Annotated in this window: 23 protein-coding genes and 1 pseudogene; 12 read left to right on the forward strand and 12 right to left on the reverse strand. The window is 43.7% G+C overall.

Going from position 1 to position 24,160, the window contains the following annotated elements; translation table 11 throughout:
• Positions 1–189 precede the first annotated feature (189 nt).
• Positions 190–498: an isoamylase early set domain-containing protein gene (locus tag IUA53_RS10730; RefSeq protein ID WP_044058913.1), complete on the forward strand. Its 309-nt coding sequence runs from the start codon at positions 190–192 to the stop codon at positions 496–498.
• 97 nt (positions 499–595) lie between these two features.
• Here IUA53_RS10730 and IUA53_RS10735 read toward each other — a convergent pair whose 3' ends face one another.
• Together IUA53_RS10735 and IUA53_RS10740 are read right to left on the reverse strand one after the other, a co-directional pair.
• Positions 596–1,522, reverse strand: coding sequence for an electron transfer flavoprotein subunit alpha/FixB family protein (locus IUA53_RS10735; protein WP_196897069.1), 927 nt, complete (start codon positions 1,520–1,522; stop codon positions 596–598).
• Positions 1,519–2,271: an electron transfer flavoprotein subunit beta/FixA family protein gene (locus tag IUA53_RS10740; RefSeq protein ID WP_196897070.1), complete on the reverse strand. Its 753-nt coding sequence runs from the start codon at positions 2,269–2,271 to the stop codon at positions 1,519–1,521. Before IUA53_RS10740 ends, IUA53_RS10735 begins: the two co-directional genes overlap by 4 nt.
• Before the next feature lie 370 nt (positions 2,272–2,641).
• On the opposite strand from IUA53_RS10740, the gene IUA53_RS10745 reads away from it, so the two are divergent.
• The 5 genes from IUA53_RS10745 to fldA all read left to right on the forward strand — a co-directional run bounded on the left by IUA53_RS10745 (position 2,642) and on the right by fldA (position 6,596).
• A complete protein-coding gene (locus tag IUA53_RS10745; RefSeq protein ID WP_044057275.1) occupies positions 2,642–4,291 on the forward strand; it encodes an electron transfer flavoprotein-ubiquinone oxidoreductase in 1,650 nt (549 codons plus the stop codon).
• A 112-nt stretch (positions 4,292–4,403) separates the two neighbouring features.
• Positions 4,404–4,805: an H-NS histone family protein gene (locus tag IUA53_RS10750; protein WP_044447706.1), complete on the forward strand. Its 402-nt coding sequence runs from the start codon at positions 4,404–4,406 to the stop codon at positions 4,803–4,805.
• Positions 4,806–4,930: 125 nt separating this feature from the next.
• Entirely contained in the window at positions 4,931–5,716 is a 786-nt protein-coding gene (locus IUA53_RS10755) for an alpha/beta fold hydrolase (protein WP_196897071.1), read from the forward strand.
• A 110-nt stretch (positions 5,717–5,826) separates the two neighbouring features.
• Positions 5,827–6,045, forward strand: coding sequence for a DUF2788 domain-containing protein (locus tag IUA53_RS10760; RefSeq protein WP_044057278.1), 219 nt, complete (start codon positions 5,827–5,829; stop codon positions 6,043–6,045).
• Positions 6,046–6,071: 26 nt separating this feature from the next.
• Positions 6,072–6,596, forward strand: a complete 525-nt coding sequence (gene fldA / locus IUA53_RS10765; RefSeq protein WP_196897072.1) for a flavodoxin FldA — start codon at positions 6,072–6,074, stop codon at positions 6,594–6,596.
• 63 nt (positions 6,597–6,659) lie between these two features.
• On the opposite strand, the gene IUA53_RS10770 is transcribed toward fldA, so the two are convergent.
• A complete protein-coding gene (locus IUA53_RS10770) occupies positions 6,660–8,666 on the reverse strand; it encodes a methyl-accepting chemotaxis protein (RefSeq protein WP_196897073.1) in 2,007 nt (668 codons plus the stop codon).
• A 310-nt stretch (positions 8,667–8,976) separates the two neighbouring features.
• On the opposite strand from IUA53_RS10770, the gene fur reads away from it, so the two are divergent.
• Positions 8,977–9,402 (forward strand): ferric iron uptake transcriptional regulator, encoded by a 426-nt coding sequence (gene fur / locus IUA53_RS10775; RefSeq protein ID WP_044057281.1) that lies wholly within the window; start codon positions 8,977–8,979, stop codon positions 9,400–9,402.
• Between the two features lie 93 nt (positions 9,403–9,495).
• On the opposite strand, the gene IUA53_RS10780 is transcribed toward fur, so the two are convergent.
• The 4 genes from IUA53_RS10780 to IUA53_RS10795 all read right to left on the reverse strand — a co-directional run bounded on the left by IUA53_RS10780 (position 9,496) and on the right by IUA53_RS10795 (position 12,831).
• Entirely contained in the window at positions 9,496–10,362 is an 867-nt protein-coding gene (locus IUA53_RS10780) for an aminotransferase class IV (protein ID WP_196897074.1), read from the reverse strand.
• Positions 10,359–11,306: a biotin-dependent carboxyltransferase family protein gene (locus IUA53_RS10785; RefSeq protein WP_196897075.1), complete on the reverse strand. Its 948-nt coding sequence runs from the start codon at positions 11,304–11,306 to the stop codon at positions 10,359–10,361. Before IUA53_RS10785 ends, IUA53_RS10780 begins: the two co-directional genes overlap by 4 nt.
• Positions 11,296–12,003: a 5-oxoprolinase subunit PxpB gene (gene pxpB, locus IUA53_RS10790; RefSeq protein ID WP_231401129.1), complete on the reverse strand. Its 708-nt coding sequence runs from the start codon at positions 12,001–12,003 to the stop codon at positions 11,296–11,298. The genes IUA53_RS10785 and pxpB overlap by 11 nt, the downstream gene beginning before the upstream one ends.
• 84 nt (positions 12,004–12,087) lie before the next feature.
• Positions 12,088–12,831, reverse strand: a complete 744-nt coding sequence (locus IUA53_RS10795) for a 5-oxoprolinase subunit PxpA (protein WP_196897076.1) — start codon at positions 12,829–12,831, stop codon at positions 12,088–12,090.
• 66 nt (positions 12,832–12,897) lie between these two features.
• Between IUA53_RS10795 and IUA53_RS10800 the strand changes: the two genes are divergently transcribed.
• Both IUA53_RS10800 and IUA53_RS10805 read left to right on the forward strand, forming a co-directional pair.
• Positions 12,898–13,761 (forward strand): CvfB family protein, encoded by an 864-nt coding sequence (locus IUA53_RS10800; RefSeq protein WP_044447711.1) that lies wholly within the window; start codon positions 12,898–12,900, stop codon positions 13,759–13,761.
• 15 nt (positions 13,762–13,776) lie between these two features.
• A complete protein-coding gene (locus tag IUA53_RS10805) occupies positions 13,777–14,181 on the forward strand; it encodes an OsmC family protein (protein WP_196897077.1) in 405 nt (134 codons plus the stop codon).
• A gap of 63 nt (positions 14,182–14,244) precedes the next feature.
• Here the strand turns inward: IUA53_RS10805 and IUA53_RS10810 are convergent, their stop codons facing one another.
• Positions 14,245–14,568 carry a DUF3718 domain-containing protein gene (locus IUA53_RS10810; RefSeq protein ID WP_231401131.1) on the reverse strand — a complete coding sequence of 108 codons (324 nt, stop codon included), beginning with the start codon at positions 14,566–14,568 and terminating at the stop codon, positions 14,245–14,247.
• A gap of 376 nt (positions 14,569–14,944) precedes the next feature.
• Positions 14,945–15,739 (reverse strand): DUF2189 domain-containing protein, encoded by a 795-nt coding sequence (locus IUA53_RS10815; protein WP_196897078.1) that lies wholly within the window; start codon positions 15,737–15,739, stop codon positions 14,945–14,947.
• A 350-nt stretch (positions 15,740–16,089) separates the two neighbouring features.
• Between IUA53_RS10815 and IUA53_RS10820 the strand changes: the two genes are divergently transcribed.
• From IUA53_RS10820 to IUA53_RS10830, 3 genes and pseudogenes are all read left to right on the forward strand, one after another.
• The gene (locus tag IUA53_RS10820; protein WP_044057287.1) at positions 16,090–17,310 is read left to right on the forward strand and encodes a pyridoxal phosphate-dependent aminotransferase; all 1,221 of its coding nucleotides are present in this window, start codon (positions 16,090–16,092) and stop codon (positions 17,308–17,310) included.
• 1 nt (position 17,311) lies between these two features.
• Positions 17,312–17,911 carry a 5'-deoxynucleotidase gene (gene yfbR, locus IUA53_RS10825; protein WP_044057288.1) on the forward strand — a complete coding sequence of 200 codons (600 nt, stop codon included), beginning with the start codon at positions 17,312–17,314 and terminating at the stop codon, positions 17,909–17,911.
• Between the two features lie 15 nt (positions 17,912–17,926).
• A pseudogene (locus IUA53_RS10830) lies at positions 17,927–19,269 on the forward strand (anti-phage deoxyguanosine triphosphatase).
• 68 nt (positions 19,270–19,337) lie between these two features.
• On the opposite strand, the gene IUA53_RS10835 reads toward IUA53_RS10830, so the two are convergent.
• The 3 genes from IUA53_RS10835 to IUA53_RS10845 form a co-directional block, all read right to left on the reverse strand.
• The gene (locus IUA53_RS10835) at positions 19,338–20,174 is read right to left on the reverse strand and encodes a transcriptional regulator (RefSeq protein ID WP_196897079.1); all 837 of its coding nucleotides are present in this window, start codon (positions 20,172–20,174) and stop codon (positions 19,338–19,340) included.
• 130 nt (positions 20,175–20,304) lie between these two features.
• A complete protein-coding gene (locus IUA53_RS10840) occupies positions 20,305–21,666 on the reverse strand; it encodes a purine-cytosine permease family protein (RefSeq protein WP_196897080.1) in 1,362 nt (453 codons plus the stop codon).
• Positions 21,667–21,689: 23 nt separating this feature from the next.
• Positions 21,690–23,954, reverse strand: a complete 2,265-nt coding sequence (locus IUA53_RS10845) for a TonB-dependent receptor (protein ID WP_196897081.1) — start codon at positions 23,952–23,954, stop codon at positions 21,690–21,692.
• Positions 23,955–24,160: the final 206 nt, after the last annotated feature.

The following is a 24,160-nucleotide window of genomic DNA, read 5'->3' on the forward strand; positions in this document are numbered from 1 at the left end:
TTTTCTTGCAAGCCTAATATAAAAAATTATCAAAAGATTACAAAGTAAGATTGATAAATAATGCCTTTTCGTTGATTATTTAATCACCCACTGTACATGGGTTAACCGATGAGCCTGTTAAAACTTAATGAACGCTCAACCAGTTATCGGGACAATCAAGATTTCGCTACATTGAAGGGAAAACACACTATGAGTCTCAAGAAGCAATACCTTAAATCAAAACCTCTGTGCAAAGTAACTTTTCGACTCAATGCGGAAGCCGCGCAAGACGTGAAAGAAGCCGCGCTTTGCGGTGACTTCACCGACTGGAAAACACAGCCTCTCACAATGAAAAAGCTCAAAAGTGGTGACTTCACGCTGACGGTAGACCTAGAAAAAGATAACGAGTATCAATTCCGCTATTTACTCGATGGGGAAAAATGGGAAAACGACTGGGAAGCAGATGCGTATATTCCCTCCCCGGTTAGCATTGAGGATAACTCTGTTGTCAGGGTTTAATTCTCGCAAGGCTGTCATTTAATCAGCTCGACGCCAAGCAGATATAAAAAAGGCTGCAAGATGACCCCTTGCAGCCTCATTATCTTATTGCGTTTGCTTATAACGAACTTTCTAATTCAGGAAGCACTTCAAACAAATCACCGACTAAACCGTAGTCGGCAACTTGGAATATTGGCGCTTCTTCGTCTTTGTTGATAGCCACAATAACTTTAGAGTCTTTCATACCTGCAAGGTGCTGGATAGCGCCTGAGATACCTACCGCGATATAAAGCTGTGGTGCAACAATTTTACCTGTTTGACCTACCTGCATATCGTTAGGAACAAACCCAGCATCAACTGCAGCGCGGGATGCGCCGATAGCAGCACCTAGTTTGTCTGCAATACCTTCAAGAAGTTTGAAGTTGTCGCCGTTTTGCATACCACGACCGCCAGAAATAACCACTTCTGCCGCCGTAAGCTCAGGGCGCTCTGACTCCGTCAGTTCTGCTGAAACAAAATCAGACTTTTCGCTGCCTTTAACTACATCAATTGCTGCAATTTCAGCGCTGCCGCTTGTTCCAGCTGCATCAAATGATGCTGCACGTACGGTAATCACTTTTTTACCATCAGACGATTGTACAGTTGCGATAGCGTTACCCGCGTAAATCGGGCGAACAAACGTGTCTTCACTCTCAACACCGATAATGTCTGAGACTTGTGCGACGTCTAATAATGCCGCTACGCGAGGCATGAAGTTTTTACCCGTAGTCGTAGCAGCAGCCACAACATGGCTGTAATCACCTGCCAGTTCAAGCACTAAGTCAGCGGTATTTTCAGCTAATTGATGCTTGTACGCAGCGTTGTCAGCAACCAGTACTTTTGCAACACCGTCAATCTGGGCTGCGGCTTCAGCAACGACTTGGCAACCTTCTCCCGCAACAAGTACATGGATGTCGCCACCCATTTTCTGCGCGGCATTCACAAGCTTATGGGTTTCCGTCTTCAAGCTTGCATTATCGTGTTCTGCATATACGAGTACGCTCATGAGATCACCTTTGCTTCATTCTTTAACTTTTCTACCAACTCAGCAACGTCTGCTACCTTAATACCACCCTCGCGCTGCGGTGGTGGTGTCACTTTCAGTACTTTCACATTTGATTCCAGTGAAACACCAAAGTCAGCTGCCGCTTTTACATCAAGAGGCTTGCGTTTTGCCTTCATGATATTGGGTAGTGACGCATAGCGGGGCTCGTTCAAGCGAAGATCGGTAGTGACCACGGCGGGAAGCGAAAGCGCGACAGTTTGAAGGCCGCCATCAATTTCACGAGTCACATTCACTTTTTCGCCATCTACAACCACTTCTGACGCGAATGTGCCTTGGGGCATACCTGTCAGTGCTGCAAGCATTTGGCCTGTTTGGTTATTGTCAGAGTCGATACTCTGCTTACCAAGAATAACAAGTTGCGGTTGTTCTTCTTCAACGACTTTTGATAAAAGCTTTGCCACTTGAAGTGAATCAAGATTTTGATCGGTATCGATTTGGATACCACGATCAGCACCTAGGGCAAGTGCTGTACGTATTTGTTCTTGGCAGCTTTTGTCACCAATTGAAACAACAACGATTTCAGTGGCAACACCTTTTTCTTTTAATCGAACGGCCTCTTCAACCGCAATTTCACAAAAAGGATTAATGGCCATTTTCGCGTTTGTAAGGTCTACGCCAGATTCATCGGCCTTCACTCTTACCTTAACGTTGTAATCGATCGCGCGTTTGACCGGTACGAGTATCTTCATATTTACCTCAATTGTTGAGTTCGTCGGTGCCGATTACGTTTCACTAATAATTATCTATTAAAAAATAAAAACGTATTTCTTCACCACGCTTTTTGAAACTTTAACAATGCACGCTACGTTAAAATGAAACCGTGGAACGTACGTCTTGTAAAGGTTAGCTCCAAAACGCCGTTAACACCACGTTTACGAGCATATAAAATGCTTCGCCAGTTAACGTTAACGTAAACTGCCCTGCAATGTACTTACTGTTGACGTAAACGTCAACCTGCATTACCTTTCAGGTCGACATTTAATTTACATGTTTTTGACACATCGCATTATTTGTTTCATCAATAGTGCACTATAAAAACACGAACATAAGGAGCCTCCCGTGGAACGAGAATCGATGGAGTTTGACGTTGTCATCGTCGGTGCCGGCCCAGCTGGACTATCAACCGCGTGCAAGCTGATGCAGCTTGCCAATGAAAAAGACCAAGAGCTCATGGTTTGTGTGGTCGAAAAAGGCTCAGAAGTCGGTGCACATATTCTCTCTGGTGCGGTGTTTGAACCTCGCGCTATGAATGAACTTTTCCCCGATTGGAAAGAAAAAGGCGCGCCACTCAATACGCCGGTAACCGAAGACCACATTTATTTACTTAATGACGAAACATCTGCCAAAAAATTGCCTAACGGCATGACACCCAAGACAATGCATAACGACGGCAACTTTATTGTGTCTATGGGTAATGTGTGTCGTTGGTTGGCAGAGCAAGCGGAACAACTTGGCGTAGAAGTATTCCCTGGATTTGCCGCCTCCGATGTTATTTATAATGACGATGGCAGTGTGGCGGGCGTGCTTACTGGCGACATGGGTGTAGGTGAAAATGGCGAACCTAAAGAGGGTTATATGCCGGGCATGGAGCTACGTGCAAAGTACACCGTATTTGCCGAAGGCTGTCGCGGGCATCTTGGTAAAGACCTCATTGAACACTTTGCGCTAGACAAAGACAGCTCACCTCAACATTACGCCATCGGGTTTAAAGAAATTTGGGACATCGACCCCGCTAAACATCAGCCGGGCTTAGTGGTTCATAGTGCAGGCTGGCCACTTGAGGATGCCACCGGCGGTAGCTACTTGTATCACGCAGAAGACAACCAAGTGTTCGTTGGTTTAATTGTTGACCTTAATTACGACAACCCGTATTTAAGCCCCTTTGATGAATTCCAACGTTTAAAACATCACCCTGTATTTAAGCAATATTTAGACGGTGGAAAACGTGTATCTTACGGTGCTCGTGCCATTGCAAAAGGTGGTTTTAACTCACTACCTAAAATGACCTTCCCTGGTGGCTTGTTAGTGGGTTGCGAAGCGGGCACTTTAAATTTCGCCAAAATTAAAGGTAACCACACAGCAATGAAATCAGGCATGTTGGCAGCGGAAAGTATTTTCGAAGCCATCAGTGAAAATGCAGACACACCAGAAAAAGAACTTACTCGCTATACGGATAAATTTAAATCGTCTTGGTTGTACGACGAGCTGTTCCGTTCGCGGAATTTCGGCCCGGCAATTCATAAATTAGGTAATTTCTGGGGTGGAGCATTTAATACGTTGGAGCAAAACTTCTTTAACGGTAACTTATTTTTCACCATGAAAGATGAGCATAAAGATTATGCTCAACTTAAAGAAGCCCAGAGCAGCAAAGAAATTAATTATCCAAAGCCTGATGGTGTGTTGAGTTTTGATAAATTATCTTCCGTTTTTTTATCAAACACCAACCACGAAGAAGACCAACCTTGCCACCTTCAATTAAAAGATCCATCAATTCCTTTGCAGGTTAATTTACCTAAATTTGCAGAGCCAGCGCAACGCTACTGCCCTGCTGGCGTGTATGAGATTATTGAAGAAGAAGGTGAAAAGCGCTTTCAAATTAATGCCCAAAACTGCGTACATTGTAAAACCTGTGATATAAAAGATCCCAGCCAAAATATTAAATGGGTAGTGCCGGAAGGTGCTGGTGGCCCAAATTATCCGAATATGTAATTAACGTTATTCATCTTACTAAATTAAAAAGCGGACTTTCTCCGCTTTTTTTTTGCACTAAATTTCTTTATTATCCGTTTAAATACTTCCCACAAACGCATAAGGTTAATAAATGAGCGATTTTATAGATATTTTAACCCATGGAAGACGTTTACAAGGTGCTGTTAAGGAATTAAGCATTGAAGAACTTGAAAGTGTGCAAGAAAAATTAGCAAACATTGTTAATAAGCGTAAAGAAAAAGCACTTGAAGAAGAAAGAGCTGAAATTGAAAAACGTGAAAAGCTAGCGGCAATTCAAAAACAAATGGAAGAAGCAGGCTTAAATGTTGAAGATTTGCAAGCCTTAACTCAGGACGCACCAAAGAAAACCGGCAAGAAACGCCCGGTAAAATTTGAACTGACAGACAGTGAAGGTGTCACCCACCCTTGGACTGGCATTGGACGCATGCCTCGCGTTTATAAAGATGCCCTTGATAGCGGAAAATCTCTAGACGATTTCGCTATCGAAAAGTAAAAAATTTAACGGCATATCAGGCCATCTAATCAGGCTCTGGTATGCCACTTTTACTTCACTTCCCCCTTGCCTTTTAAGGTATATGCCCCACATTAATGTCGTGGTTTTTTATTTAAAGGTGCTATGTGAACCTGCATTATAATTTATCAGAAGCGTCCTCGTCTTCTCCTTGGCTAGTGCTTATTCATGGACTATTTGGCAGTGCTGATAATTTGTCTGCGGTAAAACGTCATTTTGAGAAAACGCACAATATTATTAGTGTTGATTTACCCGATCATGGCCAATCACCATGGAGTGAAGGTTTTAGTATTGTGGATGCAGCGGAAGATGTACTTTCTCTCTTGTCATCGCTAAACGTTCAGCGTGCCGCATTTTTAGGCCATTCGTTGGGTGGCAAGGTAGCTATGCAAATTGCCTTACGAAAACCAGAATGTGTCGCTGCACTTATTGTGGCAGATATAGCGCCCTCTGCGTATACGCATAGACATCAATCTGTTTTCGATGGTTTAAACGCGGTTGATTTAGAAAATATTCAATCCCGCAGCGATGCAGACAAAGCTATGTCTAAATTTATTGATGAACCAGGAGTTCGCCAATTTCTTTTAAAAAGTTTATATAAAGATGAGCATAATCATTGGGCTTGGCGTTTTAATTTAGTAGGTTTAATTTCAAGTTATTCACATATTATTGATTGGCCTCAAGACAATCGACAATTTAGCGGGTTAACCTTATTTATAAAGGGTGCAGAGTCAGATTACATCACCGCCGCAAATCGTGATGATATTGCTAAGCATTTTCCTCACGCGAAGGCACATATTATTGAGGGCACGGGGCATTGGTTACACGCCGAAAAAACCGCCGCCTTTAATGCCGTGGTCTCCCGCACGCTCAATAAGGCAGAACGCCTCTAGCGCCACTGCAGATGCGAATAACAATTATTACCAGATTTTGACCCATTGGGTCTCTGCTCGGCGTATATACTGTGATATAGTTGCGCCAGATTTTTTAAAGTAAAAACACTATGCTTGCAGAAAACTTTGAGCTTATAGAGTCCATAATGCTGTACGGCGGCTTATTTGTACTGTTTGTACTGATGACATTCGCTGTCCACGATGTATTAACAAAAAATAACGTGCCCCTTATCGGTCGCGTTGTAACCTACGGTGTGCTCGGGCTCGGTGCAATTGGCTTTTTAGCCAAAGGCATCATTGAATGGTTCTGGTTAAGCACAGGCGTATAAATAGTAACGATTAATAGAGGTTTGATATGGCAAGCGTTGGCCTGTTTTTCGGTAGCGACACGGGTAACACCGAACATGTAGCAAAAATGATCCAAAAGGAATTGGGTAAACAGCTCATTGATGTAAAAGATATTGCCAAAAGTAGCAAAGAAGATATTGCCGAATTCGATCTGTTGATTTTCGGTATTCCCACCTGGTACTACGGCGAAGCGCAATGTGACTGGGACGACTTTTTCCCAGAATTAGAAGACATCGACTTTACCGATAAGCTAGTGGCCATCTTCGGCTGCGGTGACCAAGAAGATTACGCTGAGTATTTCTTGGACGCAATGGGTATGGTACGTGACATCGTTGAAGCTAAAGGGGCTATATTAGTGGGTCAGTGGTCTACTGACGGCTACGATTTTGAAGCCTCTAAAGGGATGGCAGATGACAATCACTTTGTCGGTTTGGGTATTGACGAAGACAGACAACCTGAGTTGACTGAATCACGTGTTAAAGCGTGGTGTCAGCAAATTCACGATGAGCTTTGTTTATCTAAACTAGCCTGAGGGCCTCAAAGGGTCTCTTAAAACTAACGCGCCTCTAGCACGATGAGGCGCTCGTTTTCTCTTTTATAATTGAAACCGCTCCACGGCTTTCCGTAAGCTTTCGGTTTGCGCATCCAATAACATTGTAGATTCATTCGCCTGACGGGTGCTAGTTGCACTAGAGTCGGCTAAACTGACGATGGTATTAAGGCTTTGTGCCACATCGGCCAGTAAAACATCCTGTTGTTGCGTGTCGGCCACAATATGCTCATTAATGTCATGTAATCCAGCAATTATCTCCCCTATTTCTGCCATTTGCGACGCCACCTGCTCTGTAATTTCAACGCCTTCCCGGGCTTGCTCGCGACCATCACGAATGGCCGTTACCGCTTCACTCGCATCTTTTTGCAAATTCCGGATCATGGCTTCAATTTCTTCAGTCGAGTCATGGGTTCTATTGGCCAAGGTTCTTACCTCATCTGCCACCACCGCAAAGCCTCTTCCTTGCTCTCCTGCTCTCGCAGCTTCAATAGCGGCATTCAATGCTAGCAAGTTTGTTTGCTCTGCAATGGTCTTGATAACGTCTAAAATGCTACCTATGTTGCGGGAGTTTTCATCGAGGCGGTTAATGGTTTTGGCCGATGCTTCAGCCAGTTTCGCTTGGTGAAGCACTTGACGTTTATTCTCGTCCACAAGCTTACCGATGTCGCCACTTTGTTCACTCACCCGATGCAGTGATTCCATGGCTTGGGTAATTTGAGCTAAATTACTTCGACTTGTGTCTTGAACGTGTTGCGTATTAGTAGAGGTGGCTGTGACATGTTCACGTTGGGCATTCACCTCTGTTAAACTTTTCTCACCTAAGGCCACACTGTCTTTGGTAATTTCGATTAAACGCTTTTCTTGTTCAAGGATATTGCCAACAAGGGCTCTCAAACCATCGGTTAAACTATTCACTTTTGCCGAAAGCGCGGCAAATTCATCACTGCCATTTTCCGGCAATTTGTGACTTAAGTCTCCCTTACTCAATTGACTTAAGCCACGATTAATACGCCCAAGGGGACGGGAAATACTGCGGGTAGACACAACAGCCAGCGCAATAGCACCAAACAAACCAATAATGGCCACCACAACATTTTTAAGTATATTAATCTCTACTGTATCTGCAATGGCTCGCTGCCCCGCTATCGCCTCTGCTTGCACCTTTTCAAATAACGCATTTATTTTTTCCAGTGCTTGGTTGAGTGCATCAATCGCTGCTGAACGTTTAGCAAAAGCAATGTCGATAAACGACAGCTTTTGTTTTTGCAAGGCAATTAAGCCGTCACGACTATTCAGCAAAGTTAGTAGGCTATCAAATTGCGAATTAAAGGCATCAACCGTGCCCCCATCGTCTACATCAGCAGCCAAACGATTGATATACTCCTTGTCCACTTGCAAGTTGCTTATCTGGTAGCTTAAGTCATCAATAATATTCTGTGTTGCTTGAGAATCGGTGTTTTCGGTTAATTCACTAAAGGTATCGTTCATGGTCAGCAGCTTGTTGTCGATAGCAGTGCCTGCCCCTATAAGGGTTTCTACCACGGGGTCATTGCTTTCTAAATAAGACAAATCAAGCATGAGTGCACTGGCCTCATCCGCTGCTCGTAACACCTCTTCAAGTTTAGCCTCCAGCGCTATTTCAGTGCTCATACGCGATGCTAATGCTTGGTACATTTGCTTGCTATTCTCTACATACAAATTGCTCGCCTGTACCGCGTCGTTAACAAGAGGGGTATTGGATAAAGACTGACTAAGCGCGTTAAGGTCTTCTACGAACAGCACAGACAATGAAGAGAACTCTTTTTCATTTTCTGCGAGCAAACTGGGGGTGGCTTCATGAAAGCCATTCGCGGTTATCACCGATAAAGACAAAATATCTGTTTTTACTTTTACCATCTGGGTTTGAACTGGCATTTTGCGTTCAACCACATCGTCTGCAGAATGACGGATGTCACTTAAACCCACGTAAGAAAGGATACTTGTGAGAAGTAATAGGCAACCAAATAATCCAAATCCGAGTTTAATCTTATTTACTACTGTTAACTGCATACCGTGTCCGCTATTAAGAAGGTACCTAAACTGAAAATTTTCGTTTACCGTTTCATTTAGTTTAACAGGATGTTAACAGCTTGCATTAAAACTTTGCATTTTTTTGTTGAATTGTTCGGTATAACGGTAACTTACAAACTGGTCTGTCCTGAAAAATGCCGTTCGGAATTTGCGCCACAAAGCTAATTAAAAAAACTGATTAAGGTAATTTTTCGCCAACTGGGCACAGAAATAACGGTTTTACTTTTAAATCCTTGTGAGTTACCTATAATACCCGCAACAGACAATTGCTCTTTCTCAGTAGGTTGAAATGGATCAAAATAAAGAACTTAAAAAAGCAGGTTTAAAAGTTACCCTGCCACGCCTTAAAATTCTTCAGATACTTCAAGAGCCTGAAAATCAACATATCAGTGCTGAAGATGTCTACAAGATCCTTATTGAGCAAGGAGAAGAAATTGGCTTAGCGACCGTGTACCGCGTACTAAACCAATTCGACGATGCTGGCATCTTAAATCGTCATCATTTTGAAGGCGGTAAGTCTGTTTTCGAAATTAGCCACAAAGAACATCATGATCATCTTGTGTGCCTAAAATGTGGAAAAGTGATTGAATTTGAAGACGATATCATCGAAGAACGTCAAGAAATGATTGCGAAAAAACACAATATTAAGCTAACTCACCACAGTTTGTATTTGTACGGTGAGTGTACAGACGGAAACTGCGACAACGCTGAATAAATTATTTGGTAAATCAAAAAAGGCCCGCGACAATCGCGGGCCTTTTTGTTAGAGGTGGGCATTCAGCCTGTTTTTATGGCCAAGTACCTAGCGTTAAGCAATAAACTTGTAATCGTGATAAGCCTTAATGGCCTTCTGCCACATATCACCCACATTACCATCACCAATCGCCATGCCGTTAACTTCCACCACAGGCGCAATTTCTTTGCTTGATGAAGATAGCCATACTTCATCCGCATTGAGTAAATCATCAATACTAAAACGAGACTCTTCTACTTCAATGCTTGCTCTCGTAAAGGCTTCTAACGCGATACTTCGGGTAATGCCTGGCAATAATTGATTATCCAGTGGAGGCGTATACACAACGTTATTTTTCACGATAAATACGTTGCACGAGCTGGCTTCCGTAATTTCACCCGCACTATTGTGCAATATCGTTTCATTCACTCCCTGCTCTACACCTGTTTGGAAATGCAATACATTCCCTAACAGCGAGGTTGACTTTATATGGCAGCGTTGCCAACGTTTGTCTTCCTCGAGTGCCACTTTAAATGCTTTAACGTCGTGTTTATTGAGGGGCTGCGCTGGCGCAATTTCAAATGCAAAACCAAATACTGTTGGGGCAATATTGTCTGGAAATGCGTGAAAGCGCTTGCTGTCTGTTCCTCTGCTTACATGAAAGTAAATACCTATGTTGCCACTAGGAATATAAGGGCTATTTTTCTCCACTAAGGTCGCTAGAATGTCCCGCCATTGCGTTTCGTCATAAGGATTGGTAATGGAAATAGCAGATAAGCCACTTTTCAATCTGACCATATGCCCTTTCATGCCCACGGGTTTAGCTTGGTAAGTAGGGATCACTTCGTAAATACCATCACCAAATAAAAAACCTCTGTCCATGGGCGAAATTTTTGCTTCAGACAGCGGTAGAAAATCACCATTTAGAAAAGCGATGGTCATTGAATGTCTCCTGATAAACGAAGGCGTTTTTGCCATTGTAAAAGAAAGCGGGCGCGAGCGTTGTCGCTATGTTCACGAACAAAGCTTACGCATTCTCCAGGCACAGCTTGTGCCAGTTTAGTTAAGTCATTAGGGGTAACACTGCCAATTTTGGGATAGCCCCCGAGTGTTTGCCTATCTTTCATCATAACGATAGGCTGGCCATCTTTAGGTATCTGAATGGCGCCTAAATGTATGCCCTCTGAGTACATACTGTCTTGTGTACTTTGTACCGGCGTACCAGATAAACGGTATCCCATACGGCTTATATCAGACGTTACCTTGTAGTCACTAGTGAAAAAAACCTGCTTAGCCACACCACTGAAACTATCGCTTTGATAGCCCTCTACTACCCGTAGGGGCTGGGTTAAATCATAACTCGGCCAGTATTTCTCAGGCAACGAACGAGAACGAAATACACGGGAAGTATCATTGTTCACTGTGATCTCTAATCCATCACCTATCTGAAGCGGCTTTCCATTGTTATGTAGTCCGCCAATGTGTTCTCGGGTGACCGTACACGCACTGCCTAAATGCCTTGGCACCTGCCATAGGCCTGCCACCGCTAAGTAAGTTCGGCTACCCAACGTTTCGCTACGCAGGCTAATCTCATCCCCCTCTTTAACCCTGTAGCTCGTATAGGGGGTCTTTTGCTGTTGATTAATATAAAGCACAGCATCTCGACCAGTGGCGGCAATGGTGCCATGTAATGCACATATTAAGGCTAACTCTCCCACAACCTCGATACAGGGAGTACCATGGGGGTTTGCCACCAAAAAATTAGCCCACCAATATGCCTCTTCGTCCATGGCACCAGACTGGCAATACCCTTGATGCTGATGACCTTTCCTTCCCTCATCAACGAGAAGGCTTTGCATACCATTTTGTGTGATTTTAAGATGCATTACGCGCTCTAAACTCTTGCTCTGATATGGGTTCAAATTTCACACTATCGCCTACGGCTAAAAAGCTCGCGTGATTGTGACTGTCGACTAAAAGGTCTGGACATAAACCTAGCAAGTGCCAGCCGCCGGGCGATTCAGATGGGTAAACCGCGGTTTGGTTATCTGCAATGGCAACAGCGCCCTTGGGCACTCGCTTTCGCGGCGTAGACAAACGGGGACAATGTAACCGTGGCGGCGTATCCGCCATATAAGCAAAGCCGGGCGCAAATCCAACCGCATAAACTTTGTATATCGTTTCCCCATGCATTTGCACTATGCTGTCTTCGGTTAGTCCTGTGGTTTGAGCCACCCGTGCCAAGTCGTTTGCGCCTTCGGCGCCATACCAAACCGACAACACCTTAATATCCTGTTGTTTTTCCAGCGATACGTCTTGCGTAGCCAAAGTAGATAACGCCATATACACACCGTGACTATCAATAGTAAAAGGGTCAAATACCAGCATAAGCGAGTCGTAAGCCGGCACACACTCTACTATCCATGAAAACCCGCGTTTTTCACGGGTTAACGCATGCACCCACTGCTGACAATATGCGTTTGCCTCGTCGAGCTTTTCACCCTTAAAATAAATCATCAGTGCGTCTATCCCAACAGGAACAATCCGTTGTATGGTTCCAAAGGGTTGCATCACCTGTTTCATGGCTACTATTATTCCTACTTAATAAGGTTAAAATGTGGCGTTCGTGAGGAGTTTTCGGGAAAAAAGCTAGCGAAATAGGGGGAGTTATCCACTCTGCTTTACCTGTAAAGCTTTTATTTGCCTAGCAATGGCCACCGCCCCCGGTGTATCACCATGCACACACAGTGAATCTGCATTTAATAATAAGGAGCGGTTAGACACCGAGGTTACCCTTCCCTCGCTTAATAATTGCTTTGCTTGGTTTAATGCTTCTTGCTCACTCAATACAGCGCCAGGTAACTGTCGAGATTTCAAAAAGCCGTCGTCGGTATATTGTCTATCTGCAAACGCTTCAAAACGTAACCTTATACCAAACTCATCAGCGACGGTCTGACGGGAGAAATTATCTGGGGTAGCCTGAATCATTAACGCTAGTGGCACGTTTTTAGACACCCCCGAGACGGCTTCCATGACGCTGCGCAATATTGATGTGTTTTGCATCATATCGTTGTAAAGGGCTCCGTGGGGTTTAACGTAAGTTACCTGTGCCCCTACTACCTCCGCCATGCCTAGTAGCGCGCTTACCTGATATTGAACGCAAGCCACAAGCTCGTCGCTTGCCATGGCTAAGCTACGACGACCAAAGCCTTGTAGATCGGGGTACGAGGGATGCGCCCCAATTTCCACACCATGTTGTTTTGCGAGGGTTAGCGCTTGTTTCATCACTAAAGGATCGCCCGCATGAAACCCGCAGGCCACATTGGCTTGATCAATAATAGACATAATCTCGTCGTCTACTGGCATTGTCCAAGCCCCGAAACTTTCACCTAAATCGCAATTTAACTTCATAATGGTTTAGCTCTTACCCTCAATCCGATATCATGTTACCTGTTCTTGTAAAAACAGTCAGTCTTAATGATTACTATCGGAAAAATTAATACATTACGCGTTATCGCGGAATACCCCTTCGGCTACGCATTAGCGCCACTGGTCGATTCACAAGATTACGATGATGAAAATGACCTACCTACGGTCACACTCTCTCGCGATCATGTTGAAACGCCCCTTACCCTAGAGCAAACCTTAGACGTATTTGTTGCCACAGATCAACAAGGTGAACTGTACGCCTCTATCACTGTACCTCACATACAGGTAGGTGAAACAAAGGTGTTAAAGGCCGTATCTGCTACTCACTTCGGTGCCTTCTTTGATTGGGGGTTAGAGAACGATCTCCTTATTCCTAACGACTATCAAGACACGCCGATTAATCCAGGTATGCATTACGTTGTGCATAGTTTCTTTGACGAAAAAACAAACCGGATTTTGGGCGCTACTCGCCTTCATTACTTCTTGAAGGAAGGCAGTGCCTACCTAAATGAAGGGGATGAAGTGGCGTGTTTAGTGTACGCGAAGTCAGATTTAGGCTTTAAAGTGGTTATTGATGAAAAAGCACTGGGTCTCATTTTTCATAGCGATGCCTTTAAACCGCTAAAAGTGGGGCAAAAAACCACTGGCGTTATTAAACACATACGTGAAGACGGTAAAATAGATGTGTCTTTACAACGCCAAGATAAAGCCGGTCGAGATACGCTTCAACAAGCCATTCTTGATGATCTGCATGCCCACGGTGGCATTTCTACATTGACGGACAAAAGCGCCCCTGACGCCATTTATCAGCACTTTAATGTGAGTAAAGCGGCTTACAAAAAAGCACTAGGCGCCTTATACAAGCAGAAGAAAATCACCATCAACCCAGATGCCATCAGGCTCGTAAAATAAGGAGCACAATGAAGTATGAAAGCAAACGTTTCTTGGGATAAAGACCTGACCTTTACGGGAACCACAGAAAGCGGCTACAAAACGGTTATGGACGGCAGCGGTGATGCTATTTCACCCATGGAATCGGTTTTGTTATCGGTAGGCGCTTGTTCAAGCATCGATGTGGTGGATATTTTAAAGAAAGGGCGTCATCAAATTGATGGATGTCAGTGCGAACTTAATGCAGAACGCGCAGAAAACCCTCCAAAGGTGTTCGAAAAGATTCACGCTCATTACACGGTAACGGGCAGCGGATTAACGGACAAAAGCGTGGCACGCGCCGTACAACTGTCGGCAGAAAAATATTGCTCTGTTATGCTGATGCTAAAAGGCAACGTAGCCATAACAACCAGTTACTCCCTTGAAGAAGCCACGGAGTAAATGGGTTTAAGCGGGTGATGCGCACAAGCACGTTGCCACCCGCTTTCCACACAAAGCATGAGTTTAGCTTCGTGAAGTTAGATATTCACGCACAGCACTCGCATCACGCTCAACAGCGAAATCGATAAGGCTGATACCATTACAGGTTAAACCATCTTCTGACGTGACAAGGCGTAAAACTTCACGTTGGCTTGCACCAATACGACCTACATTACGCGAAAGGCTAGAACGCAGTACCTTCACATCATCCAATACAATCGCTTTGCAAAATCCAGCAAATTGCGTGTCGCCCACAAAGCGTACGTCTTTTTGTGGTCCAGCAGCAACAGCGTTAAATGCAAACGAAAGTGCAGCAGTAGCAGCAAGTGTCTTTAACAGTTTCATCATTAATTCCTCAAATAAGTTGGCAAACTCGGTAACGCAATGTGTTGCGACCCCTTTGCAGGTTGTCGCTGATTGCCCTTTATTTATGAACTAATTCTTAAAAATGTTCTGTTGAAAGATTGTGTTAGGAAGGTAAATTATCGGTAAATCAGAATGTTACGTAAACATTAACAATTTATATGGTTGATTTTTAAAGCATTCTTGAAATCTTATATTTCTAACCAGAATAAAAAATACTTTTTAGTGTCAATTTAATCTAATACTTTGGTCGTAAAAAGGGGCTAGACGCCCCTTATATAATGAAAGTTTTACAAAATTTAGTACTAAAATCCGCTTTAATCATGAAAAGCCGTTAATTTTGTTGTAATAAAACTACATTTTATACGTATTTCCTTGCGCGCTTAGTAGAAATAGTATCGATATAAGCGTGCCACGAGGCATACCCGATAATGGGCATCAACACAATAAAGCCGATAAACCCAGTAACGTATCCAATCGCCACAGCACTAAAAATAATACTGCCCCAAATTACCATAGGTACTTTGTTCACCCACACTGCGTTAACTGACGTCAATAACGCCGTAGCAAGATCCACTTTTCGCTCCATCAGAATAGGTTGCGTAAAGGCGGTGATAAATAGCATTGCTAACGTAAACACGCCCCCGGCAATCGTACCAAGCATGAGGAAAGGCATCAGGCTTTCAATAGTGGTTTCCGTGTATGAGGGGTAAAGCGCGTGAATAAGGGAGGCAACCCTAAGCCAAAATATCATCATCACCATCAATAACACGCCAAATCCCCATTCGTTAACTGCGTTTCTGCGCATGGCTCGAAGGGAATGTCGAAATGAAGGCTTATGTCCCTTTTCCAGCTCCCAGCTAACGTCATATAACCCCGCAGCTAAGAAAGGACCTACAAGCATAAAACAAACAATGGCAGGAAGAATGACCAGGTGCCAACCTGTCATCTCAACTAAATACATAATAAACCAAGGTATAACAGCGAAGATAACGCCGTAAATGGCAGTGATGACTGGGGTTCTTAAAGCATCCTGTACTGCTAACGAGAGCCATTTAATAGGATCGCCTACATCGAGTTCTTTGCACGGAATGACCCGCGCAATGCCACTTTGCGTTATCGCATTTTCTGGAGCTTGTTTAAAAGGGTGCGACATAGTTTAGTAACCTCTGCTTGTAAAATTTTTCATTTATAGGGCGTTACACGGCATACGCCTTACTATTACGATAGGCATAGATTTAAAAGTTCACAAATTATTAACAAGAATTTTATTATTTTTTTAAATAAGTGAAAAAAGAGGAGGTTCAGCACACGAAGGTAAATGAATGAATTGCCGCTAAGGTTGAAATAATTTTGCGTAAAAAGGGCTATTCCGCCACCCGCATTGCGTCATGCAGGTGATAATTTAACCAAGTCGATAAAAAAATGGTTTTAAGGTTAAATAAGCTTTAGCAACCCAACCTAGTTTGCGATACTCTCACGGTATGTAAATCAACCATATAGACCATGAAAACTGTATCACGCTCACATAAATTAGATAACGTTTGTTATGACATTCGCGGCCCTATCGCAGCGCAAGCGCGAAAAATGGAAGACGAAGGCCACCGTATTTTAAAACTGAACATTGGCAACCCTGCCCCGTTTGGTTTTGAAGCGCCAGATGACATTGTTAAAGACGTTATCCATAATCTCCCTACGGCTCAAGGTTATTCAGATTCAACAGGGATTTATGCCGCCCGTGTAGCCGTGATGCAGTACTATCAGCAGCGTAATATTAAAGACATTCGTGTGGATGATGTTTACATTGGAAACGGTGTGAGCGAAATGATCATGATGGCTATGCAGGCACTGTTAAACCATGGTGATGAGGTGCTGATCCCCAGTCCAGACTACCCACTTTGGACCGCAGCGGTTAGCTTGTCTTCTGGATCACCTGTGCATTACCGCTGTGATGAACAAGCAGGATGGTTTCCAGATTTAGACGATATAAAAAGTAAGATTACCAGTAAAACCCGCGCCATTGTGCTTATTAACCCGAATAACCCTACCGGTGCGGTTTACAGTAAAGCCTTACTGCAAGATGTGGTAAATCTCGCCCGCGAGCATGGCTTAGTTGTCTTCAGTGACGAAATATACGACAAAATTCTTTACGACGACGCTGAGCACACCTGTATTGCCTCATTAGCTGACGATGTTTTCTTCGTGACCTTCGGCGGGTTATCTAAAAATTATCGGGTGGCAGGTTTCCGGTCTGGGTGGCTCGTGGTCAGTGGAAATAAAAGATTGGCGCACGATTATATTGAAGGGTTAAATATCCTGTCGTCGATGCGAATGTGTGCCAACGTTCCCTGTCAAAGTGCGATTCAAACCGCCTTGGGTGGCTATCAAAGTATTAATGACTTAGTGAAAGAGAATGGACGTTTACGTATACAACGCGATGTTGCTGCAGATATGTTAAACGGCATTGAAGGTATTCACTGTGTTAAACCCAAAGGGGCAATGTATTGTTTTGCTCGGGTAGACGAGAAGAAATTCAACATTCACAATGATGAACAGATGATACTCGACCTATTGAGTGAAGAAAAAATCTTACTGGTTCACGGCCGCGCATTTAACTTAACCGAAGGCGTTTACTTTAGACTAGTGTTCTTGCCCCACAGCGATGTGCTAGTGCCAGCGCTACATAAAATTGGCAATTTCTTCCGCCATTATCAGCAAGGAGCATAAGGTGTCTGACCGAAGTCATTTTTTCGCGCATTTGGCACGCTTAAAGCTAATCAATAGATGGCCGCTTATGCATAATGTGCGTACTGAGAATGTACAAGAGCATAGTTTGCAGGTTGCCATGGTGGCTCACGCGTTGGCCCTTATTAAAAACAAGTTCTTTAATGGCACGTTAAACCCCGACCGTATTGCCACTATTGCTATGTTCCATGATGTATCTGAAGTCTTAACCGGCGACCTCCCTACGCCCGTTAAATACTTTAATCCGGCAATCAAAGAAGAATACAAAAAGATTGAAAAAATTGCCGAAAACAAACTTATCGAAATGGCACCTGAAGCTTTTCGAGAGGATTACGCCGCGCTAATAGACCATCATTATCATAGCGAAGAAGATGCTTTTATTGTTAAAGCAGCAGATGTGCTTTGTGCTTATCTAAAAACCCTCGAAGAATTAGCTTCTGGTAATCAAGAATTCAAACTTGCCAAAAAACGCTTAGATAATATTTTAAAAGAGTATCAGTCTGAAGAAGTTGATTACTTTCTTACCCGTTACGTACCTAGCTTCTCGCTTAGTTTAGATGAGATCACGCAAGACGAAATGTAGTAAAAGGAAACCACTGTGACAGCAAAGGTGTGGGAAAACGAGTTGCAAGCGCGGCGTTTGCCCCGTAGTGCAAGCCGTGATGGTGACCATAGGAATGCATACCAGCGAGACAAAGCGCGAGTGCTTCACAGCGCAGCGTTTCGACGTCTACAGGCCAAAACTCAGGTACTAGGGGTTGGCCTGAGCGATTTCTATCGTACTCGCCTTACCCATTCCTTAGAAGCCGCTCAAATTGGAACCGGCATTACCGCTCAATTATGTGGTAAGTTTCCCGACATTGCAGACACCCTTGCCATTGATGCTAACTTAATAGAAACCCTTTGTTTAGCCCACGATATTGGCCACCCCCCCTTTGGCCACGGTGGCGAAGTTGCGCTGCATTACATGATGTACGAACATGGAGGCTTCGAAGGCAATGGCCAAACATTTAGAATTATCACCCAATTAGAGCCTTACACTGCAGAGCACGGCATGAATTTGTGCAGGCGCAGCATATTGGGCTTGGTTAAATACCCTAATTTCATTGATACCCTAACGAATGCCACTACCTACAAAAAGCGGCCTTCATCATTACGCCAAGTAAAAGCAGACGACTGGCACCCACCTAAGGGGCTTTTTCGTTGCGACGAGCCGTTGTTCGATTGGCTGCTTGCCCCTTTCAGTGAGGCAGATAAAGACACCTTTATGAAGGTGAACGTCCATACGCATAAACATAAGAAAACACGCTTTAAATCATTCGACTGTTCAATTATGGAATTGGCGGACGACATTGCATACGGCATTCATGATTTAGAAGACGCCATTGTGATGGGCATGGTGAATAAACAAGATTTCACCCATATGGTATCTGTACCATTAGCCAATTTAGCCATCAAGGGGCTATCAGATATTCTACCTACGCTCACAGATAAACTGTTTAGTTCACTGCACCACGAGCGTAAAAATGCAATTGGGGCATTGGTGAACAGCTTTATTACCGCCATTGAAATTATGCAGGTAGAGGGGTTCGAGCACCCGTTATTGGCGTATAACGCCAAAATGCCCGATAAGCACCACGAAGCATTAGAGCTGTTTAAGCAATTTGTTCTGAAAAAGGTGATACGACGCCCTGATGTACAGTTATTGGAATACAAAGGCCAATTGGTTGTGATGGAGCTGTTTGAAGCCTTCAGCTCCGATCCTGAAAGATTGCTTCCAGAAAACACCCAAGAACGCTGGTTGAAGGCACAAGACACAGGCAATGGCATGAGAGTCCTTTCAGACTATATTTCAGGCATGACCACGAATTTGCATCGCGACTGCATGGTACCCTATTCTCACCGAAGCAAGGCGGCGTACAGGATAACTTCCACGTGTAATAGTTTCCAACCAGGAGACCCGCCCCCAATAATCGAGGTTTGAGATAGCCCCCTTGTTCCTGTTGACTTTACGACGCCTGTTTATTGGATAAGTATTGGAGGGGGTCATCATTTACGTCCAACCCCTTCACCGATAATGATTGTATACACAATGAAAACAACTCGGATTGCGTGGCAATATCTAATTTTTGATAGATATTTTTGCGATGAATTTTCACCGTACTTAAAGAAATATTGAGTTTACTCGCCAGCGATTTCGAAGAGTGACCATGTAGAATACATTTCACCACCTCTTGCTCTCTTTTGGTGAGAATCGACTTGCCGAAGGCATCAAAAAACGAATTATAATGTGGGGGCTTAGTGTTGCTGACAGACTCAGACGCCTGTTGGTATTCCTGCTCCCAATGCGCTTCGATAAGTTGGGTGATCATAGGGGAAATAGCGATAAGATCGGCTTTATCTTGTTGCGAAAAATGCCCACCTAGTTTATTCAGATAAAAATCGACGTAACAATTATTGATGTTAACAATAAAATCGTATTCATCGGTAATACCAATAGGCTTAACAAAGGATTTATAGTACTTACTTTCGTGAAAGCAGTCAGGCTCAATATCTTTAAAGTGGTAAAGCCCTGTCTCTACCCCGTTTGATAAAAAGCTGTAATGGGGATCAAGTAAATACATGCCGTCAAGGTAGCGATCTAGGTATCGGCTGTATTCCTTTGGGAGCTTCCCTTCAAATACATTCGTCACCTTATTCCCATCGTAAAATATCACACCCGTGCAATCTATATGAATAATTTGCGACAAGGTTGAAGATAAAAACTCAAAGAAATGTGCTTTTCCTACTTCGCGAGTTAATCGTGCCAGCGAAGCGTACCAACCTTTACTATGGGGGCGTACCATCAATATTTACTGTGTGGAATCTTAACTACCGTCAACACTAACTAAAATACGACGAAGAGTAAAATACCTTTCGTCGTCTGAAGCTTTTAAACTGCGCTAACTTACTTGTTGAGATATCAGTCAAACCCTATCAGTGCGTGACCCTCTCACCCACTAAGCGCGCCTTACTTTTCATTGAGGCGATATAGGCCACGAATGAAAATATAAAGGTAGGCAGGGTAACCCCGAACATATTATTCGGTATACTGACTAACCATAACGAGAAGAGAAAGCCCCCTAACCATGTCAATACCGCCAAGAGATTTACGCCCTTTTGGTACCAATAACGGCCTCCCTTTCCTAGCAGAATGTCTTGGTGGTAACTCGCCTTTTTAAGCCAGTAATAGTCAGCAATCATGATGGCGAACACAGGCACGAATAAGGCGCCAATCAGCGTTAAAAATTCAGTAAATTTATCGAGCATGGCTAGCCAACTCGAGCCTGCTACAGAAATAGCGCCTATTACCAGTGCCACTTTCATAAACGACCATTTTCTATTTGGCGTCAAATTTATCACTGACGATACCATGCCATACACCACCATAGTGTTGGTCGCTATAACCGACAGAAAAATAGCCATTGCAAGCGGTATTCCGAATGCGTTAACTATTTCTATAGGATCAAAGCCATTCACTGCATTTCCTTGTAGCGTGAGGTAACTCATCAGCGTTGCACCTAGGCTCATTGACAGCACAGTAGAAATAACATATCCAATACCGGAACCAAGCACACCGGCCTTTTGAGTCTTTGCTAAGCGATTAAACTCAGCCGACAGTACTGTCCATGATATTGCTGTAGCGATGACCACGTCTAACACTCCGACCTCATTCCACCCTAAACTGGCGTTTATTGGCAGTGCCTCAAACTGCGCGAGAGAGAAGTTAGAAAATGCAATAAAAAAGACATAGGCAATAATTGCCAGTATGACGAATGCGAGCCAAGGCTCTACCCTTGCAATCCCTGCATGACCAAAAATAGCAAGGCCTACCACTAACAGTTGGCACAAGACTGAGAACAAAACGGGATTAGAAAAACAAAACAGCTGCGCTGACAGAAAATTAACAGTCACCCCAGCTAAGATGGCTTGAACCCAACTCCACCCCATTAGAATGATGACGTTAGCCATGGAGGTGGCATAAGCGCCACGCAGCCCGAAAGCCCCCTTGGTGAGCCCCATCGTCGACAAGCCAGTTCGCGTCCCCATATTGCCTACAAGAACTAAAACACTGGCCCCAATGACGGTGCCGATAATGATGAGTGAAAGTGCAATATGCCAAGCTACACCAGGTACGAACAGCGTACCTGTGAGCAAGGTGGTCACCACCAAATTAGCTGCTAGCCAAATCATACCAATTCGATAAGACGACAATGTGCCTTTGACCGGCCCGTATCCATCGGATTCAGCCTGTTCGTTATACCCACATTTCGTTAATGACAAATGTACCTGTGACATTATTAATTCCTTAACTGAAATGCTTAAAACGTGTATTTATAATCAATACCGTAGGTGCGTGGCGCGCCACGAAAGAAGAATAATCCATTCCAATCGGCGACTAAATCAACAGAATAAGTAACATATTCTTTATCTGTTAAGTTTTTCACGTAAAGCCCTACTTTGTGACTCTCATCACCAAACGTAACGTTTACGCGTGCGTTGTGAATGCTATAGGCAGGTTGTGCCAAACGATCATCATTAAAGGGTTCAAAATACTGCTTCGAAATATAACTGCCGTCATAATGCAATTGCACCCACAAATTGTCACTTTCCCATAGATCGTAATCGAGCATCAGGTTCACATTGACTTCAGGGGAAGAAGGTAACGTATTGCCCGACAAATCAACGCCCGCATACCGCATACTTACGTATTCGGCGTCTAAAAGCCCTACGCCCGCGTTTATCGTTAGTTTGTTAGTCGCTTGGGTTGTCAGTTGAAGCTCGGCCCCCTGTATTTCCGACTCGCCAGCGTTTAACAGATACTGAAGACCCGCATCAAATATTAAAAATTGTTGGTTTTCATAGTTATAGTGGAACACAGCGCCGTTTAGGCGAGTTCTGCCGTTTTGGAGTGTGGATTTGAACCCGAATTCCCACGCTGATAACTCTTCAGGCTCTACGGAAGTAAACTCTTCTGGGGCAAAGGCAAAGCCATTAAACGCGCTCCCTCGATATCCTGTGCTATAGGCGCCGTAAACCAACAAATTATCCGCTATTTTCCAATCTACCCCTAATTTTCCTGAGGTATTGGCATCATCAATTTCATCACTTTCGTTATCTAGGCCTAAACTTCCTAATATGGGGCCATCACTTTCCTGGTAATAGCTATTCTCTGCTTCTCCATACCAAGAAGAATAGTTATCTATTTCTATGGTGTCTCTCGTGTGCCTTAATCCAAAGGTTAATGAGACCGCCTTGGTGACATCAAAAGTGCTGTGAAGATAAATGGCTTTGGTACTGCGTGACTGTTCGTAGCTATTTGCGTAATAGCACCCGTAAAAAAAGGTATCTTCGCAGTTATTAGACAGAGCCATAATGCCGTCGCCATAATCTGCCAGCCAACGGTATCTTGTTGCGCCATCTGTGGAGTCTGAACTGTAAAAAAGACCGGCAATGAAATTGAAGGCGCCACCGTAACTAGAAGAAACACGAATATCTTGTGTGAATTGATCAGTCTCTGCGAAGAAGTCATCTTCCAACAATTTAAAAGGGCTTCCATCAGCGTCCTCGGGAACAAAATATTCTCCACTATCGAAAGACGTTATCGACGTTAGCGTATAATCCTCTACGGTATAATTTAAGGTGAGATTAACACCGGTTAGATCAAACTCTTTCTCTTCAACTCTGTTTGATTCAGTTTCATGAAATCCAAGGTCTTCGCGTGCATAGCCGGTATACCCTAAACCCACCCCCCCGTTTTCACCACCACCGTCTGCTTCTATTAAGAGAATACTAGAATGATTTGCCCTACTTCTACTTTTATGAACACGCAATATGCCATTTAGATTGTCGCCTTCGTACATTAATGAGAAACGCATTGCTTGTTCATCAATTTGGCTAGGATTTTCTACATTAGCCAACTTATTTTCTACGAAGCCGTCGTTTTCAGACGAGGTAAATGCTAAACGTGCCCCCCAATTATCAGCTAATTCAGTATCGAAGGCACCACTGACGGTTTTATAGCCAAAATTTCCTACACCGACATCTAAGTAGCCACTAGTACCAAGCATTTGAGGCCGGGTAGTCATAATATTTGCTGCCCCCCCTGTCGTATTTTTCCCATACAAGGTACCTTGTGGACCTAGCAACATCTCAACGCGGTCAATATCAAATAACTGCACACCCGACGCCAAGGGGGTCGCTCCCATGTAGACTTCATCCACATATAACGCAACGGCTCCACTGCCATTAGGGCTATAGTCAGATTGCGTAACTCCTCTCATGCCAAGTACCAGTTGCGCATCACCATTACTGCCCAGCATTTGTACATTAGGCGCTTGAGATACAATCTCTTGGCTATTACGCATCTTCATGTTGCCCAACTTGTCTGCACCCAGTGCCACAATGCTTACGGGAACACTTTGAATATCTTCAACTTTCTTTTGTGCTGTAACGACTATTTGCTCTAGTTTCAACGATGATTCAGAACCCTGAGAATCTGGCGCAGTAGCCTCAGAAGAAAATGCAGAAAAAGAGATGCTTGCTGCTAAACTCAGCAAGATGGGGTTCAATTTGAACGAACGCATGTGTATTCCCTATATGAATATTTATTATTTTATTTACTATCTAACACTTGTATTTATTCATGACACTACGTTTTTTATTCAGTTGAAATAGTCCTAAAGAACTATAAGCGTTTCACCTATTCAATTAATGACATGACAGTAAGCGTAAAAATGAAATCTTTCCCTTGAATGGCAGGTCTTATGTAGGGTGAGCAAACTATCTTTTC

The organism is Alteromonas sp. B31-7 (genome assembly GCF_015767655.1).
GTDB lineage: Bacteria > Pseudomonadota > Gammaproteobacteria > Enterobacterales > Alteromonadaceae > Alteromonas > Alteromonas australica.

What these genes read in the sequence shown, in the direction of transcription:
- IUA53_RS10730 (WP_044058913.1), top strand. Translation starts at nt 190, where the DNA reads ATGAGTCTCAAGAAGCAATACCTTAAATCAAAACCTCTGTGCAAAGTA.
- IUA53_RS10735 (WP_196897069.1), bottom strand. Translation starts at nt 1,522, where the DNA reads ATGAGCGTACTCGTATATGCAGAACACGATAATGCAAGCTTGAAGACG.
- IUA53_RS10740 (WP_196897070.1), bottom strand. Translation starts at nt 2,271, where the DNA reads ATGAAGATACTCGTACCGGTCAAACGCGCGATCGATTACAACGTTAAG.
- IUA53_RS10750 (WP_044447706.1), top strand. Translation starts at nt 4,404, where the DNA reads ATGAGCGATTTTATAGATATTTTAACCCATGGAAGACGTTTACAAGGT.
- IUA53_RS10760 (WP_044057278.1), top strand. Translation starts at nt 5,827, where the DNA reads ATGCTTGCAGAAAACTTTGAGCTTATAGAGTCCATAATGCTGTACGGC.
- fldA (WP_196897072.1), top strand. Translation starts at nt 6,072, where the DNA reads ATGGCAAGCGTTGGCCTGTTTTTCGGTAGCGACACGGGTAACACCGAA.
- IUA53_RS10770 (WP_196897073.1), bottom strand. Translation starts at nt 8,666, where the DNA reads ATGCAGTTAACAGTAGTAAATAAGATTAAACTCGGATTTGGATTATTT.
- fur (WP_044057281.1), top strand. Translation starts at nt 8,977, where the DNA reads ATGGATCAAAATAAAGAACTTAAAAAAGCAGGTTTAAAAGTTACCCTG.
- IUA53_RS10780 (WP_196897074.1), bottom strand. Translation starts at nt 10,362, where the DNA reads ATGACCATCGCTTTTCTAAATGGTGATTTTCTACCGCTGTCTGAAGCA.
- IUA53_RS10785 (WP_196897075.1), bottom strand. Translation starts at nt 11,306, where the DNA reads ATGCATCTTAAAATCACACAAAATGGTATGCAAAGCCTTCTCGTTGAT.
- pxpB (WP_231401129.1), bottom strand. Translation starts at nt 12,003, where the DNA reads ATGAAACAGGTGATGCAACCCTTTGGAACCATACAACGGATTGTTCCT.
- IUA53_RS10795 (WP_196897076.1), bottom strand. Translation starts at nt 12,831, where the DNA reads ATGAAGTTAAATTGCGATTTAGGTGAAAGTTTCGGGGCTTGGACAATG.
- IUA53_RS10800 (WP_044447711.1), top strand. Translation starts at nt 12,898, where the DNA reads ATGATTACTATCGGAAAAATTAATACATTACGCGTTATCGCGGAATAC.
- IUA53_RS10805 (WP_196897077.1), top strand. Translation starts at nt 13,777, where the DNA reads ATGAAAGCAAACGTTTCTTGGGATAAAGACCTGACCTTTACGGGAACC.
- IUA53_RS10810 (WP_231401131.1), bottom strand. Translation starts at nt 14,568, where the DNA reads ATGATGAAACTGTTAAAGACACTTGCTGCTACTGCTGCACTTTCGTTT.
- IUA53_RS10815 (WP_196897078.1), bottom strand. Translation starts at nt 15,739, where the DNA reads ATGTCGCACCCTTTTAAACAAGCTCCAGAAAATGCGATAACGCAAAGT.
- IUA53_RS10820 (WP_044057287.1), top strand. Translation starts at nt 16,090, where the DNA reads ATGAAAACTGTATCACGCTCACATAAATTAGATAACGTTTGTTATGAC.
- IUA53_RS10835 (WP_196897079.1), bottom strand. Translation starts at nt 20,174, where the DNA reads ATGGTACGCCCCCATAGTAAAGGTTGGTACGCTTCGCTGGCACGATTA.
- IUA53_RS10840 (WP_196897080.1), bottom strand. Translation starts at nt 21,666, where the DNA reads ATGTCACAGGTACATTTGTCATTAACGAAATGTGGGTATAACGAACAG.
- IUA53_RS10845 (WP_196897081.1), bottom strand. Translation starts at nt 23,954, where the DNA reads ATGCGTTCGTTCAAATTGAACCCCATCTTGCTGAGTTTAGCAGCAAGC.